A 14879-nucleotide genomic window follows, 5' to 3' on the forward strand; every position below is an offset into this window, starting at 1 on the left:
TCACCGGCCCCACTTGGTGACCGTGACGCGGGTGCCCTCACCGGGCGCGGAGACGAGGTCGAACTCGTCCACGAGCCGCCGCGAGCCGCTCAGCCCGAGTCCCAGCCCCCCTGCGGTGCTCCAGCCCTCGGTCAGCGCCTGCGCGATGTCCGGGATGCCCGGCCCCTCGTCGGTGAAGACGAGCCGCAGGCCCGGCCGCCGCCCGCCTTCCAGCATCTCGATCAGCACCCGGCCCCCGCCGGCGTGCACAAGGGCGTTCCTGGCCAGTTCGCTGGCGGCGGTCACGATCTTCGTCTGGTCGACCAGGGAGAGCCCGATCTCCGCCGCCAGGATCCTGGTCTGCTGACGCACGACGACGACGTCGCCGTTGGTGGCGATGGGCAGCTCCCGGGTCGCGCTCACCCCGCGCCGTCCCTGACGTGCTCCAGCATCGCGACGCCCTTCTCCAGGTTGAGGGCCGTGCGCACGCCGCCGAGCGACAGTCCCAGCTCGACCAGTGTGATCGCCACCGCGGGACGCATGCCGACCACGACGGTCTCCGCGTCGAGCATGCGGGTGATCGCGGCGATCGTGGAGAACATGCGGCCGATGAACGAGTCGACGATCTCGACGGCCGTGATGTCGATGATGACCCCGCGCGCACCCGTGGAGACCACCGTGTCCGCCAGGTCCTCCTGCAGGGCCAGCACGCTCTGGTCGTCGAGGTCGATCTGGATCGAGACGATCAGGATGTCGCCGAGCTTGAGAATCGGCACGCGTTCCATCAGGCGCGCTCCGCCCTGACCGCGACCCGCGTCTTCGCCGCGCCCGTGATCTCCACGCCGCTCCGCTTCAGCGCGTACGACAGCGCGTCGGCCAGCGAGGCCTTGGTGACGATGTCGCCGAACTCGATGCCCAGCGTGACGATCGTGTGCGCGATCTGCGGGCGGATGCCGGAGATCACGCATTCCGCGCCCATGAGGCGGGCGGCGACGACGGTCTTGAGCAGGTGCTGGGCGACCTGCGTGTCGACGGCGGGCACGCCGGTGATGTCGATGACCGCGTGCTCCGAGCCGGTGTCGACCAGGGTCTGGAGCAGCTTCTCCATGACGACCTGGGTGCGGGCCGAGTCGAGCGTGCCGACGAGCGGCACTGCGACGATGCCCTCCCACAGCTTGACCACGGGCGTGGAGAGTTCGAGCAGTTGCTCGGCCTGGTCGAGGATGATCCTCTCCCGGGCGGCGGTGTAGGTCTCGAAGGTGAACAGGCCCAGGTCGTCGACGAGCCGGGAGAACCACACGAACCCGCGCAGCGCCTCCGGGCCGCCGTCGGCCTCGGCCGCCTCGTACAACGCCTCCTTGAGCGAGAAGACGAGCCGCGCGGTGTCGGAGGGGGTGTGCCCCTGCCGGACGCGGGCGCGGGAGAGCTCGGCGAGCAGCCCGCGTACGTCGGCGAAGTCCCCGGCGTCGCTGCTCAGAGCGGTGCGCAATGCCTGGTAGAGGTCACGAAGGTCATCGGGAGACGCTCCGGACAATTGGGTCCACCGCCGGAGCAACGACTCCTCGCTGGACAGAAAAAGCTCGACTATGCGCCGCCTGGCGGCCTCCGCGGGAACGGTCACCCTCATCTCCTGACGATCGGCGTATGCGCCACTCGTCACGCTACCGGCACTCGAGCATTGCCCCCAAAACGGACCAGAATACTCATAGGCGACATTTGCTGCAATACCCGAAAACCGTTAGATGGCGGACGTCGGTCGCGAAGCCCAGTTCCTTGTCCAGGGCCGAGACGAGGCCGTCCACCATCTCGGGGGCCACCTCGGTGACCTCGCCGCACCCCCGGCAGACGAGGTGGACGTGGTCGGCCTCGGAGGCGAGGTGATAGGTGGGGGCGCCGTGACCGAGGTGGGTGTGGGTGACCAGCCCGAGCTCCTCCAGGAGTTCGAGGGTCCGATAGACGGTCGAGATGTTGACGCCCCTGGCCGTCTGCTGCACCCGGCAGCAGATGTCCTCGGGCGTGGCGTGTCCCAGCTCGGTGACCGCTTCCAGCACGAGCTGACGCTGGGGGGTGATCCGGTAGCCGCGAGCCCGCAGCTCCTCGTGCCAAGTCTCGGCCATGCCCAGAGTGTAAGTCGTGCCCCGGGGGGCGTCTTCTCGGCTGCGGCGGGAGGGCGGGAACGTCACCACATAAATTGTTTGCCCGCCCGCGGGACGATCGCATAGCGTGAAGGCACGCAGAAGGGAGGTGGTCCAAACAATGGTTGATCATTCTTGGGCTAGCGAGGTGGCTGTCCGCTAGGACTCGTCCATCTGGACCTTCCGTCTGGATGTCGGACGACATCCTGGCGAATCCTCGACAGACACCGGAACCCCGGGCAGCCGGCGGCCGCGGACGACTACCGTCCCGGCCATGGTCCAGCCGGCCCGCCTCAAACGAGGCGGAGCGCGCCCGGGGTTCTTTTTTTTCGCTATTCGGACTCGAAGTCGCCGACCCGCTTGAGCTCCGCCGAGGCGTGCGACTGCAGCGGGTGCCCCATCGCCGCCATGTCGTAGGCGTACATGAGGTTGCCGTTGACCAGGCCGTAGAGCCGGTGACCCGCGTTGTACTCCTTGGCCGTCGTGGTCCGCGCGACCACGTCCGTACGCAACTCGATCTTGTGGAAGACGACCTCTCCCACGTAGATCTCCACGATGCCGGTCGGGTGCGCGAGGCACACCTCGATCTGGCGCTCGGGCTGGATCCGCCAGAACCCCGTCTCGGTGGACAGGGGCCGGACCTTGTCGCCCTCGGCGTCGAGCAGCCACGTGCGGCTCTCGTAGGTCAGGAACGGCTTCCCGGTGTGCCCGAAGACGATCTCCTGGCCGAAGTTGGCGCTCTCCATGGTGGGATATCCGATCACCCCGGCCCCCTCCCAGCGGCCCAGGAGGAAGGCGATCGGCTCGAGGTCGGGATGTACGTCCATAGACACGAGCTTAGAGGCGCGCGAGCAACCCCTCACACCATGCGCGGCATGCGCCGATTGCCCAACTTGTACGGCATGCGCCGACACACCACCCACCCCCGGCGGACTAGGCTCAACACCATGGCGAGATCACTGGTGATAAAGGTGACGGCGGGGGCGGACGCCCCGGAGCGGTGCAACCAGGCGTTCACGATCGCGGCGGCCGCGCTGGCGAGCGGTGTCCCGGTCTCGCTGTGGCTGACCGGTGAATCCGCGTGGTTCGCGCTGCCGGGCCGGGCCAAGGAGTTCACCCTGGCCGAGGCCGCCCCGCTGGAGGACCTGCTCGACGCCGTGCTCGCCGCGGGCAGGGTCACGCTGTGCACCCAGTGCGCGGCCCGCAGGGGCATCACCGTTGACGATGTGATCGACGGCGTGCGCATCGCCGGGGCCTCCACGTTCGTCGAGGAGGCCCTGGGCGAGGGCGTGCAGGCGCTGGTCTACTGACCTGGCTCTGCCGGCGAGCCGTGGTTCGCCGGCGGGTCAGCTCGGCAGCACCGCGCGCAGGCGTTCGTCGCGCAGCGCCTGATACCAGCGGTCGTCGATCGGCGGCAGCGGCCCGGCCACCCAGCTCAGCAGCAGGTCGGCAAGCGCGGGGTTGCGGGCGAGCGCCGGCCCGTGCAGGTAGGTGCCGATGATGCGGCCCGCGTAGCAGCCCTCGGTGCCGTCCCCGTTGCCGGTGCCGACGATGGTGCGCGACAGCGGGCGCACGCCGGGGCCGAGCCTGGTCACGCCCATGTGGTTCTCGAAGCCCGTCAGCGTGGGCAGCCCCAGCGCGGGGTCCACCTCGGCGGCCAGCTCGCCGACGGAGCGCCGCTCGCCCCGCCCCGAGCTGATGTCCAGCAGGCCGATGCCGGGCACCGGCTGCCCTTCCTCGCCGCCGAACACCGTGCCCATGATCTGGTAACCGGCGCAGACCGCCAGCAGGGCGGCGCCGCGCTGGATCGCGGCGTGCAGGCCGCCGTCACGGCGCAGCCGCTCGGCCCCGAGGATCTGCGGCCGGTCCTCGCCGCCGCCGATCAGGTAGACGTCGCCCTGCTGCGGCACGGGGTCGGACGACCGCACGTGGATGGTCCTGGTCCGGATGCCACGGGCCCTGGCCCGCTGCTCCAGCACCAGGACGTTGCCCTGGTCCCCGTACGTGCTGAGAAGGTCGGGATAGATCCAGACGATGGACAATTCAGACTGCACGGCCGAACTCCGCTCGGATCTGCTGGAACGCGGTGTAGTTGGCGATCACGTCGATCTTGCCGGGCGCGAGGAGGCCCACCGCCTGCTCGAACGAGTCGCAGAGCTGGAACGGGACCTCGGCCACGGCAAGCCGCAGCGCGAGGTCGCGGCGGCGCTCGCCGGTGACGAGGACGGGCCTGCCCCGCAGGATGCGGTAGTCGACGTCCCACAGCCAGGAGGTGTCGCGGCCGTCGGGCCCCTGCGCGTTGACCGACAGGATGATCGGCAGCGCCGGGTCGGCGACGTCGAACGCCTCCAGCCACCCGGCCGGGTTCTTCGCCAGCAGCAGCCGCAGCGACCGGCCGTCCCGCTCCACGGTCGTGTAGCGCCCGGCGACGGAGGTGACCGTACGCAGCCGGGGCAGCGCCCGGGCGGGGTCGAGGCCGAGGGTCTCGGCGACCGCCAGCGCCACGGCGGCGTTCGCCCGGTTGGCCTGGCCGGGAAGCTGGAGGTCCAGGCGCCAGTGCTGGCCCCGGGGATCGGTCACGTACTCCCCGTCGAGCACCCAGCTCGGCTCGGGCCGGCGGAAGGCGCACTCACGGCACGCCCAGTTGGTCTCGGCCATCTGCGCCGCGGTGAGGCCCTGGCCGCCGTTACCGAAGCCGGAGCGGTCGAGCGGGCCGCCACACTCGGGGCAGCACCACGAGTCCTCACGCCAGCGCTGCCCCGCCGACACCCAGGTGACCCGGGCGGCGGTGGACGCGCTCCAGGTGACCAGCGGGTCGTCGCAGTTGGCGATCACGTGCACGGGCCTGCCGGCGAGGGCGCGGCGCCACTTCTGGGCCAGCAGCCAGATCTCGGCCGCCCGGTCCATCTGGTCGCGGCTCAGGTTCATGAGGCAGACGATGCCGGCGTGGGTCGTGTCGAGGACCTCGGGGAGGTATTTCTCGTCGACCTCCAGCACGCCGTACGGCGCGTCCTTGTTGGAGGCGAGCGCCGACACGTGGCCGGCGGGCATGTTGGCGCCGAAGGCGTTGGTCGCGACGTCGCCGAGCTCCTGCAGCGCCGAGGTGATCAGACGCGTCGTCGTGGTCTTGCCGTTCGTGGCGCTGACCAGGACGAGCTTGCGGTCGGCCGCGAGCTTGCGCAGCAGGTCGGGCTCCAGCATGAGGCCGACCCTGCCGCCGATCACCGAGCCGTCGCCACGCCCGGTGGCCCTGGACAGCGTCGCGGCCGTGCGGCCCAGGGCGCTGGCGAGCTGCGCCCGCAACGGAAGCTGACTCATGCCGAGATCCTAACCGCGCCCGGCGCCTGCCCGACGCCCGCACGCCGCCCGCACGCCGCCCGCCCGACGCCTGCGCCGCTCTACGGCGTCCCGCGGTCACCCGGCCGCGTGGCCCGATAGGAGGTCGCGGAGCAGCGCGATCTCGGCCCCGTGGTGGATGATCTCCCGGTTCACATGCAAGATCACTCGGTGTCGGTGAGGCCGGACATGCGTGGCGGGAGCTGGTTCTCCCAGTGCCAGGTGAGCGGGGACGCGAGTCGCCGCAGGCGAGGTGAGGGCATGGGCTCTCGGGACTCCTTACGGGGCTGGGGGATCACGATCCGAAGGACAGCTCCGCGGGGGTGTCGCCGTCGAACGGCAGGACGAACCGGCGCGGCCAGGACAGCACGGTCTCCAGCCAGCCCGCGCTCATCGTCTGGGCCACGTATTTGACCCGTTCGCGCGGCTCCACCCCGATGGCGACCGTCGTCACGTCGCGCTGGATGCCCTCGTGCTCGTCGTCGCCCAGGATGACCCGCCAGGCCAGGGCCCGGTTGCGGTCGACCTCCATCGACAGCGGGTGGTGGCGCAGCGCCTTGGCGCGGTGGCCGAGCAGCTCGGTGCGCACGCCGACGGCGACCCCGCCCTCGGCCGGCTCGGCGCCGTTGACCCCCTGGTGCGGGTACGGCCGGCCGGCGGGGTCGGTGCCGAACAGCGGATACTCCATCGCCGGGGCCGGGCTGCGCAGGTTGGGCGCCGGATGCCCGAACGGGAACAGCCGGTCCACCTCGTGCAGCCAGCGGACCTGGGGAATCACCCAGGCCGCGCCCGGCCGCTCGCCCGCCCGCATCGGCGGCTCGCTCTCCCCGCCGTCCGCCTGGCCCGCCGCCAGCAGCCCGGCGGCGACCTCGGCGGCCTTCTCGGTGAGCAGCGCGGGGTCGAACCACGTGCGCAGCGACCAGGCGCGGCGCGCGACCGACCGCTCGACCAGCGTGGCCAGCAGGCACTCGCGCCGCTTGGCCGGCAGCTCCGCCCAGATGTCGGCGAGCACGCGCGGCACGCCCGGCAGCGACCGGTTCGTCACGAACGCGAGCACGACCGTGTCGGTCCAGATCCGCAGCCACGCCCACTCCGGGGCCACCGCGAGCAGGTCGGCCTCGCGCAGCTCGACCAGCGTGCACGCCTTCCCCGTACGGCACTCGCGCCCGCAGGCGGCCGAACGGCGCCCGCAGATGGGCGGCACCGGGCCGAGCGTCTCGCGTTCGCGGTCCTCGCCCAGCGGCACCTGGACGCGCAACGGGCGGTCCATGCCGTCGGCGAACACCGCGGCGAAGCCCGGCTGGAGCGACACCACCTGACGCGACTGGTCCTCGCTCAGGTTCATCGCCGCCCCGACGAGCGCGCGGTCGTCCTCGGCCGGAAGCCGGTGCACGACCTTGAGCGCGGTGTTCTTCACCACGTCGGAGACGAGCTTGGTGGGGATCTGCTCGGCCACGATGATGCCCTCGCCGTACGCCCTGATCTCGGCGAGCATCCCGGCCAGCAGCTCGACGGCGTGGGTGGAGGCCCGCTGGGAGCCCCGGTCGCGCAGCAGCCGGTGGGCCTCCTCGATGACGATGACGTGCCGCAGGCCGCCCGCGCCGTCCTCGCCCCGCGGTTCGGAGCGGGCGCGCATGCGCAGGTGCTCCACGATGCGGATGATCAGCGTGCCCATGAGGAACGCCTTGTCCTCGTCGTTGGCCACGTCCTCGATGGCGAGCACGACGTTGCGCTGGAGCAGGCCGCCGATGTCGGCCGGGTGGCCTCCCTCGAAGAACCGGCCCGCGCTGCCGACGCGCAGGCTGCGCAGGCGCAGACTGATGAAGCCCTCGACGTCGGCCTGGACCTCGTTGCCGTAGCCGATCTCCTGGATGACCTCCAGCGCCTGCTGCTGGAGCTGCTCCAGGGTGGGCACGGCCGGCTGCACGGCGGCCCCCGGGATGCCGCCGCCGGTGACCACGTCCCAGCCGTTGGCCTCGTAGACGCGCTGCAGCGCCAGCGACATGATCTGCGGGAACGGCTCCTCGGCGTCGAACGCCGCCATGAACAGCGCCCTGACCATGTCGATGTGGGCCTGCACGGGATAGCCGGGCTCAGGCGCGAGCGGGTTGACGCTGATCGGCACGTTGTCGGGCGCCGAGGGGTTGATGACGGTCAGCGGCGCCAGGTGCTCCACCCGGCCGGCCATCGCGGCGTACTCCGACTTGGCCGGCTCGATCGCCAGCCACGGGATGCCCGCCTTGGTGAGCTGCTCCAGCAGGTGGCGTACGGTCTGCGACTTGCCCGAGCCGGTGGCGCCGGTGACGAAGGCGTGGCGGTTCAGCGTGGCCAGCGGCACCCGGAACGTCCCGACCGCACGGTCCTGCCCGTCGACGATCGCGCCGAGATCGACGGTCTCCGCCGACCCCTCGATCTCGGCCTCGCTCGTCACGTCGAAGAAGCCCGCGTCGAGCACCCGTACCCCCGGCACCTCGCGGCGCGGCAACCCGGCGAGCGCGGCGAGTGCCCCGGCCGTCGCCGCGAACGGCGCCGCCGCGCCGTCGGCCGAGTCCTGGAGGTTGACGGCCAGCGCCTCGCCGAAGCCGTACACGGACTCGCAGGCGCCGTCGCCCGACAGGGCGGGCAGCGACATCGCGCTGCGCAGCCGATAGGGGTGATGGCTCATCTCCACCGAGCCGACCAGCACCGGCGCGATCTGGCGCAGTTCGTCGGGGCCGGCCGCGCCGGCCAGCACCCGGACGTTCCACAGCCCGGCCTCGCGGAAGGCGTCGAGCTCCTGCATCCTGCGCTCGGCCCGCTCGGCGTCGAACCGCGACCGCTCCGAGGCGTCGCCATACTGGCGCAGCACGTTGAGCTGGGTGCGCAGGTGGGCCACCTCGGCGTCGAGCAGGTCGGTCGGCTCGGCGACCACCACCCACGCGAACGGCCGGGACATGAGCGTGACCAGCGTCGACTCGAACAGCGTGGGCCGCTTGGTCTCGTCGGGCTCCGGCTCGCGCCTGCCGTACAGCGGCGGGGCCTGCCGGCCGGGGCACGGCGTCCAGACGAGGTCGGCAAGGTCGGCCAGCCACTCGTCGCCGATCTCCACGCCGCGCGCGCCGCCGGGGAACAGCAGCGGCTGCGGGCCGGTGACCGGCGGCTCCGGCGTGGTCGCCGCGCGCTTGGGCGGCTTGGGCGGTGTGAGCGGTCCCGCGTTGGTGATGAGCTCCAGCGGCGCACCCGAACCCCGCGACAGCCAGCCGATGACGAACGGCCGGTTGCGCTGCGCGGCGGACAGGACCGCGGGGAGCACCGTGACGAAGTCCCACTCCGCGGACGAACTACGCGATGGGGCGGTGATCGCCTGAATCCGGTACCACGGCCCGCTCAGGGGAAACGGCTGCATCAGACCCCTCAGGTGACGACGAACAGGGGAGAGACTCCTCGAACGATCACGGCCGCACACCCCTGTTGACGATGCCCTTACCGAGAGCGGACGGTGTCATGGGCGCGTACGACGTTTCGGAGGCGGTCATGACCGCTTGCGCCAGTCGAGGCGAGGCGGCGGGGGGCCCAGGTTCGGGGGAACGTCGGGCAGCACGGGCGGCACGGGCGGCACGGACATCTGACGCGGGCCCCCTCATGACCGCTTGCGCCAGTCGAGCCGGGGCGGCGGGGGCCCGACCGTGGGGAAGCGCAGCGGGGGAACGTCGGGCAGCACGGGCGGCACGGGCGGCACGGACATCTGACGCGGGCCCCCTCATGACCGCTTGCGCCAGTCGAGGCGAGGCGGCGGGGGGCCCAGGTTCGGGGGAACGTCGGGCAGCACGGGTTCCTCCGGCTCCGGCTCGGGCTCCGGGGGCGCGAGGGCGGCCCGCCGGATCTCCTCGAACTCGCCCAGCGTCGTCTTGGGGAAGGTGAGTATCGCCGGGTTCGCGTCCGCGAGGCGCACCTGGCGTCCCTCCGCCGTCGAATAGGTGACGATCACGGAGGTCGTCGGGAGCTGCTGGAGCTGGTGCGGCTCGACCAGGAACTCCCGCGACCGCTGGAGGACCCCGTCGGCCACCGTGGGCGCGCGCCGCCCCCACTCGGTCGACTCGGTGATGTCCTCGCGCAGGTCGCCCTCGCCCTTCTCCTCCCCCTCCGTACGGCTCTCGCCGACGGTGGAGGTGTAGTAGCCGCTCGGGCCGTTCACCGCCGTGCTGAACGTCTCGGTGAGCTGGGCGAGCTCCAGGCGGTGCTCGGTGCCGACGTGCTCGCTGGCCACCCGGGCGTCCTCGGCGTTGCCCAGGCGCATGAACGCGACCGCCGCGTGTCCCCGGCCGAGCCGTTCCCGCACGGTCGGGGTGAGGCTGCGGTAGGTGAGCACGAGCCCGGTGCGCGAGGTCTCGCAGGCGTCCATGAGCCGGTCGAGCACGTCGCCGCGCAGCTTGTCCGCGCCCGCCACGATGATCGTGTGATACCAGGGCCGCTCGCTGGCCGGCGACTGCCGCAGGATGTGCGTGAGCGCGGTCGCGACGTAGGTCCCGAGCACCCGGTTGCCGAAGACCCCCGCCTGCCGGTCCATGCTGACGACCCGCAGCCGCGCGGGCGGCAGCCGTACGGCCTGGGAGCCCAGCGTCTCCAGCTTGCGCAGCTGTGACTCCAGCGCCCAGGCCCGCTCGATGACCACCCGGTCGGCCACGCCCCGGCCGAACAGCGTGCCGATGCGTTCGAGCTGCGACGCCGTGAGCAGGCCGTCCTTCATGTCGTCTCGCGGGTCGCCCACCTGGGCCAGCGCCCGCAGGGCGGCGGTGACCTGGCTGATCGTCGCGTTCTCGCCCAGGACCTCCAGCACGCGCTCCAGGATCGCGTTGTCGAAGCCGATGTCCCTGCTGGTCTCCTCGCTGACGCTCACCACGTGGGCGAGCACGTCGGCGAACGCCTCGGGCTTGAGCGTCGCGCCCAGGTCGAGCCGGGGCAGGTCCACCGGGAGGACCCAGACGAGCGGGTCGTCCCCGCCCCTGCGCGCCAGCTCGATCAGGTCCTTGGCGATCGCGCCCTCCGACAGGTCGAGCACGGTCAGGTGGCCGCCGCTGTAGAGCCGGGTCGCGCCGATCAACGTGACCAGCGCCGACCAGCCGGTCAGCGTGCCCCCGGCCACGTCGACCCGGTCGATGTCGTCGGGCACCGCCACGGCATACCAGGTGATCTGCCGATCGAAGCGGTTCTTCTTCTCGGCCCAGTCGCGGTATTTCGCGGCGTGCTCCTCCTGGGCCATGACGATCTCGCGCTGGCGGCGTTCCTGCTCGCGCAGCGCCTTGCGCCGGCGCTCGTCGAGCCGCTCGTTGACCGTACGGTCGCCCTGCCGGATGGCGTAGGTGCAGATGGCGGCCACGCCTCCGGCGGCGACCAAGCCGAGCAGCACGAACGACCAGGTGAGCAGGCCGGTCACGCCGAGGACCAGGATCCCGGCGGCCACGACGGCCATGAACGTACGGAAGATCTTGACCGGGCGGTTGAGCAGATCCTTCTGCAGCCGCTCCCGGTGGACCCACTCGGTGTCCACCGGAGGCTCGGTGACGTCCTCCCTCGCCGGTCGCTTCGGCGGCGGTCCGGGATCCGGGTACAGCAGTGCGTACTGCCAGCCCAGGTAGATCCGGTCCGCCTGCAACTGGGCATGCTCGGGGTGCGGGTCGCCCACGGGCCCTCCATGTCCGCCTCGGTCTCAGCGTAGGAGCTGGAAGCCCTGTCAGGGCGCGCTTCTCGCCATTCGGACGTATTTCCGCGCGAGGGACCGCACCAATGCGACCAATGGGGCAACTGTGGTCGTACTACGATCGCTTGCCATGACGTCATCCCCCAATGGCGCCCGCCGACGACGCCCGGTCCTCGTCCCGGTCGCCACCGCGCTGGCCGTGGTGGGCATCGGCGTCACCGCCGCACTCGGCGGTTTCGAGGAGGCCCCGGAGAAGCCGCCGCCCACGGTCTCGCCCGGGGACGTGATCGACCAGGGGCAGTTCCACACCCAGTTCATCAAGGCGATCGACACCACCGAAAAGGGCGACTTCGACACCGAGAGGCGCTATCTGGAGCTCGTCCTCAAGGTCACCAACATGGGCACGGAGACCGCCTCGGTCGGCGTCATGCCCGAGCCCGGCAAGGGCTTCCACCAGAGCACGACCTTCGCCAGCTCCCTGCTGCGGACCCGCCCGGAGATCAAGACCAAGTACGGCCCCGACGTCGCCGTGCTCAGTCTCGGCGTCGAGAGCCACCAGCTGCAACCCGGGATCACCACCACGGTCGTGGTGAAGTACGAACTCGAGCCCACCGCGATCGCACCCTCGGAGATCAGCCTCGACGTGGGCTCGTTCGCGTACGAAACGGTCGGCATGCGCGACCAGACCCATTACTGGTTCCTCGTCGGCGAGAACGAAGACGGCGAAGGCGACTTCGAGCCCGACGTCGCCGCGCGGATCACCCTTCCCGTGCGGAAGGAGAGCACCTGATGACGATCACCCAGGTGGAGAGCCGCACGGCACGGCGCGCGGCGCGGAAGAAGCCGCCACGGCGCGGTGTGGGGCGGCGGATCGCCGCCGGAGTGGCGGGAATCGTGCTCGCGGCGGCGGCGGTCTACGCACAGCAGAACTTCTCGGTGTCCTTCGAGCAGCGCACCTCCTATCTGACCTACAAGGGCCGGATCGGCGAGACGGTGGAGACCAAGCGCTTCACCGTCAAGGCCCTGTCGGTCACGGCCGCTCACGCCGTGGACACCACGGACTACTCCAACAAGGTGTCCAAGGTGGCCACGAGCAACCTGTTCCTGCTGGTCGACGTCTCGGCGACGAGCGCGCGCGAGCCCTTCAAGCTGAGCAGGCTCAGCCCCCCGGTCCTCCTGACCGCGGACGGCCGGCGCTATGACCCGACGGACAAGGTCAGCGACTCCCTGACGCTGTTCAACAAGTACATCCAGCCCGGGTTCTGGTCGAGCGGGCTGCTCGTCTTCGAGGTGCCCGAAGACGCGGTGCCGGGCGCGCACCTCGTCTTCATCCCTCCGGTCAGCCCGCTGGTGCGAGACAACTACGCGCCCGAGGCGCAGATCGACCTGGGGCTGTCCGGTGCCGCCGCCGGCCGGCTGATCTCACAGGCGGAGGACTACCACTCTCTCGTGAGCGCGAGCCGATGACCAAGACGCCCATGGACGGAACCCCGCCGAGGAACGGCCCCGACGCCCGCGACTGGTTCGCGCCCCCGGCCGAGCAGCCCTCCGACATCACCTACAGCGGGGCACTTCCCCCGCCCGTACCGACGGCGCCGCCCTCCATACCCATCCCCGGCACACTGAAGCCGCCGACCGACCTGCGGGTGTGGCCGCCCCTTGAACCCGAGGAGCCCGAGGGGGAGGACAGGTCCACCCAGCCCTTCCCCGCGCTGCGGACGAACCGGCAGCCGCCGCCCGGGGCGCTCGCGCCCGCTCCGTCGTCCGCTGAGCCTCCCGCGGAGCCGCCCAGGATGCCGCCCAGGGTGCCGCCCAGGGTGCCGCCCGCGGCAGCGCCCGCGGAGGTTCCCGCGGAGGTTTCCCCGGAGGAGCCGGCCGCGCCCAAGCGGCGTACGGGCCTGCTCGTGGGGGGAACCGTGCTGTCCGTCGTGCTCGCCGTCGGCGCCCCCACGGCGTTCGGCTACCAGGCGTACAGGTACGGCCGGCCCGCCGACATCGTCCAAACCGTGCAGCCCGGCCAGGCGGGAGTCTGGCAGCACGTGTCATGGCGGGCCACCGTGGAGAAGATCAAGGATCCCACCGGCAAGCCGGAGCGGTCCGATCGCCAGTGGCTGAAGATCCTGATCACCAGGACCGCGCTCGACGCCGAGGGCGCCATTCGCCACGGAGCACCGGCGGAGGTCAAGTTCACCGACCGGGCCGGGCGCACGTGGCAGGTGGAGAAGGTGAACGACGAGACGCCGCCCGACGTCAAGGACAACAAGATCGGCACGCCCTATCGGCTGGAGATGATGGGCGTGGTGCCGCCGCCCGTGGCCGACGAGGTCGAGGTCGTCCTACGGCCGAGCAGTTACCGCGACGTGCCCGATCAGTCCGCCGAAGACTTCGTGAAGGCCGCCTTCAGCTCGACGGAGCGGGACGATCACGTTCTCCGGTTCCGGCGATGAGCCTGCGGCGGGTCGCGGCGAGGTCGAACGTGGCGGCGATCAGGCACATCGTCGTCAGGGTCACGATCAGGTCCACGACGTAGACGACCGGCTCACCGGTCGCGAACCACAGGTACGGCTGCTCGCTTGCGGTGAAATAGCGGCCGGCCCTGAGGAGATAGTCGCCGCCGATGTCCAGGCCGACGTAGCAGAGGGCGAACAGCCCGAACAGCGGGGCGCCCCCGCTCACCGTCAGGCGCAGTGAGTTGAGCAGCGGGATCCATCGCGCGGTCCAGCCGGCGCTCAGCTTCGCGAGGGCGAGACGCGTCCAGTTGTGGGTGCGCTCCAGGTGGACCGCCGCCTGCTCCAGGCGCGTCCCCCTGATCGTGGTGCGGGTGTCCTCCGCGTACGCGCCGTAGACCAGGATGCCGATCGTCAGCCATGTGAGCGGGATGGCGAGGGCGTCGACGACGTGCGGCCACACGCCGCCCAGCCACTCCGCGGCCGGCTTCCATCCCGGGACGCTCTCCTCGGCGTTGGCCGCGAAGTCGTGCCAGGCGGCGACGGCGGACCGCTGACCGATCCAGTCGGAGCGCGCCCCGACGGCGGCGGCGATCGCGTTGAGCCCGTAGAACGCGAACGCGAGCTCCCCGAACGTGGCGAGGATGCCGGAGAAACGGCCCTCCCCCGCCTCGTGGCGACGGCCGAAGTACCACTTGACCACGTACGCGACGATCATCGTCGCCAGGGAGACCTTCGGATCGAGGTTGAGCAGCCCGGCCGCCACCCCGCTGTCGTTGCCGCTTCCCGCGTCGAGCACGTAGCGGTCCGGCTGCCGCATCATGTCGATGTCGGCGAACTCCCGGGCGTCGTCGGCGACGAACCCCCAGGTCGTGTAGATGCCGGCGAAGACGAGCGCGGTCCGGTTCAGCGCGTTGAGCAGGCTCTCCTTGGCCTCGCCACCCGCGCGCCGGGCCTGGGTCTCCATCAACGCCTCGCGGACGACGTACAGCATGCCGACGGTCGTGGCGAGCGACGTCATCACGACGAGCGTGAACAGGAACATCGTCAGGACCAGCCGGGCCTGATACCACGAGCCGTGCGAGATGGTGGCGGCCAGCAGGAGCAGCGCCCACCGCACCAGCCGTCCGGCCGAGAACCAGAGGATCAGCGGCAGGGCGCATCTGGCGAGGATCCGCAGGGCGTTCAGCGGCAACGCGTACGGCGAAATCGTCCAGGAGGCCCGGCGCGGCGCGGCATCCTGGCGAGGGGCGGCAAGTGCGGACGTTCCGGACACCTGCCGCATGCTATCGGCTCTCGGTCCCC

Annotated in this window: 14 protein-coding genes; 4 read left to right on the forward strand and 10 right to left on the reverse strand. The window is 71.3% G+C overall.

Annotated features, from left to right (window positions below; all coding sequences use genetic code 11):
• The 5 genes from HCK04_RS34195 to HCK04_RS34215 form a co-directional block, all read right to left on the reverse strand.
• Window positions 1-402 carry an anti-sigma regulatory factor gene (locus HCK04_RS34195; protein WP_142651492.1) on the reverse strand — a complete coding sequence of 134 codons (402 nt, stop codon included), beginning with the start codon at window positions 400-402 and terminating at the stop codon, window positions 1-3.
• On the reverse strand, window positions 399-764 hold the full coding sequence (locus HCK04_RS34200) for an STAS domain-containing protein (protein ID WP_185949086.1): 366 nt from the start codon (window positions 762-764) through the stop codon (window positions 399-401). The genes HCK04_RS34195 and HCK04_RS34200 overlap by 4 nt, the downstream gene beginning before the upstream one ends.
• Window positions 764-1600, reverse strand: coding sequence for an STAS domain-containing protein (locus HCK04_RS34205; RefSeq protein ID WP_260617508.1), 837 nt, complete (start codon window positions 1598-1600; stop codon window positions 764-766). The genes HCK04_RS34200 and HCK04_RS34205 overlap by 1 nt, the downstream gene beginning before the upstream one ends.
• An 82-nt stretch (window positions 1601-1682) precedes the next feature.
• A complete protein-coding gene (locus HCK04_RS34210; RefSeq protein ID WP_142624056.1) occupies window positions 1683-2096 on the reverse strand; it encodes a Fur family transcriptional regulator in 414 nt (137 codons plus the stop codon).
• A gap of 350 nt (window positions 2097-2446) precedes the next feature.
• A complete protein-coding gene (locus HCK04_RS34215) occupies window positions 2447-2941 on the reverse strand; it encodes an FABP family protein (RefSeq protein ID WP_142651494.1) in 495 nt (164 codons plus the stop codon).
• Window positions 2942-3061: 120 nt separating this feature from the next.
• Here HCK04_RS34215 and HCK04_RS34220 point away from each other — a divergent pair, with 120 nt between their 5' ends.
• Entirely contained in the window at window positions 3062-3424 is a 363-nt protein-coding gene (locus HCK04_RS34220) for a DsrE family protein (protein WP_142651495.1), read from the forward strand.
• Window positions 3425-3460: 36 nt separating this feature from the next.
• Here HCK04_RS34220 and HCK04_RS34225 read toward each other — a convergent pair whose 3' ends face one another.
• The 4 genes from HCK04_RS34225 to HCK04_RS34240 all read right to left on the reverse strand — a co-directional run bounded on the left by HCK04_RS34225 (window position 3461) and on the right by HCK04_RS34240 (window position 11112).
• On the reverse strand, window positions 3461-4168 hold the full coding sequence (locus tag HCK04_RS34225) for a glutamine amidotransferase (RefSeq protein ID WP_142651496.1): 708 nt from the start codon (window positions 4166-4168) through the stop codon (window positions 3461-3463).
• On the reverse strand, window positions 4158-5432 hold the full coding sequence (locus HCK04_RS34230) for a MurT ligase domain-containing protein (protein WP_142651497.1): 1275 nt from the start codon (window positions 5430-5432) through the stop codon (window positions 4158-4160). The genes HCK04_RS34225 and HCK04_RS34230 overlap by 11 nt, the downstream gene beginning before the upstream one ends.
• Before the next feature lie 313 nt (window positions 5433-5745).
• Window positions 5746-8835, reverse strand: a complete 3090-nt coding sequence (locus tag HCK04_RS34235; RefSeq protein WP_142651498.1) for an ATP-binding protein — start codon at window positions 8833-8835, stop codon at window positions 5746-5748.
• Between the two features lie 354 nt (window positions 8836-9189).
• Complete coding sequence (locus HCK04_RS34240) at window positions 9190-11112, reverse strand: hypothetical protein (protein WP_142651499.1); 1923 nt, start codon at window positions 11110-11112, stop codon at window positions 9190-9192.
• A gap of 145 nt (window positions 11113-11257) precedes the next feature.
• Here HCK04_RS34240 and HCK04_RS34245 point away from each other — a divergent pair, with 145 nt between their 5' ends.
• Genes HCK04_RS34245 through HCK04_RS34255 form a run of 3 tightly spaced genes read left to right on the forward strand, consistent with a single transcriptional unit; the run spans window position 11258 to window position 13574 of the window.
• Window positions 11258-11917: a hypothetical protein gene (locus HCK04_RS34245; RefSeq protein ID WP_142651500.1), complete on the forward strand. Its 660-nt coding sequence runs from the start codon at window positions 11258-11260 to the stop codon at window positions 11915-11917.
• Window positions 11917-12594 carry a DUF4352 domain-containing protein gene (locus HCK04_RS34250; protein WP_142651501.1) on the forward strand — a complete coding sequence of 226 codons (678 nt, stop codon included), beginning with the start codon at window positions 11917-11919 and terminating at the stop codon, window positions 12592-12594. Before HCK04_RS34245 ends, HCK04_RS34250 begins: the two co-directional genes overlap by 1 nt.
• Complete coding sequence (locus tag HCK04_RS34255) at window positions 12591-13574, forward strand: hypothetical protein (RefSeq protein ID WP_142651502.1); 984 nt, start codon at window positions 12591-12593, stop codon at window positions 13572-13574. Before HCK04_RS34250 ends, HCK04_RS34255 begins: the two co-directional genes overlap by 4 nt.
• Here HCK04_RS34255 and HCK04_RS34260 read toward each other — a convergent pair.
• Window positions 13528-14850: a hypothetical protein gene (locus HCK04_RS34260; RefSeq protein WP_142651503.1), complete on the reverse strand. Its 1323-nt coding sequence runs from the start codon at window positions 14848-14850 to the stop codon at window positions 13528-13530. The genes HCK04_RS34255 and HCK04_RS34260 overlap by 47 nt on opposite strands.
• Window positions 14851-14879 lie beyond the last annotated feature (29 nt).

It is taken from the genome of Microbispora sp. CL1-1 (assembly GCF_012034195.1).
Classification (GTDB): domain Bacteria; phylum Actinomycetota; class Actinomycetes; order Streptosporangiales; family Streptosporangiaceae; genus Microbispora.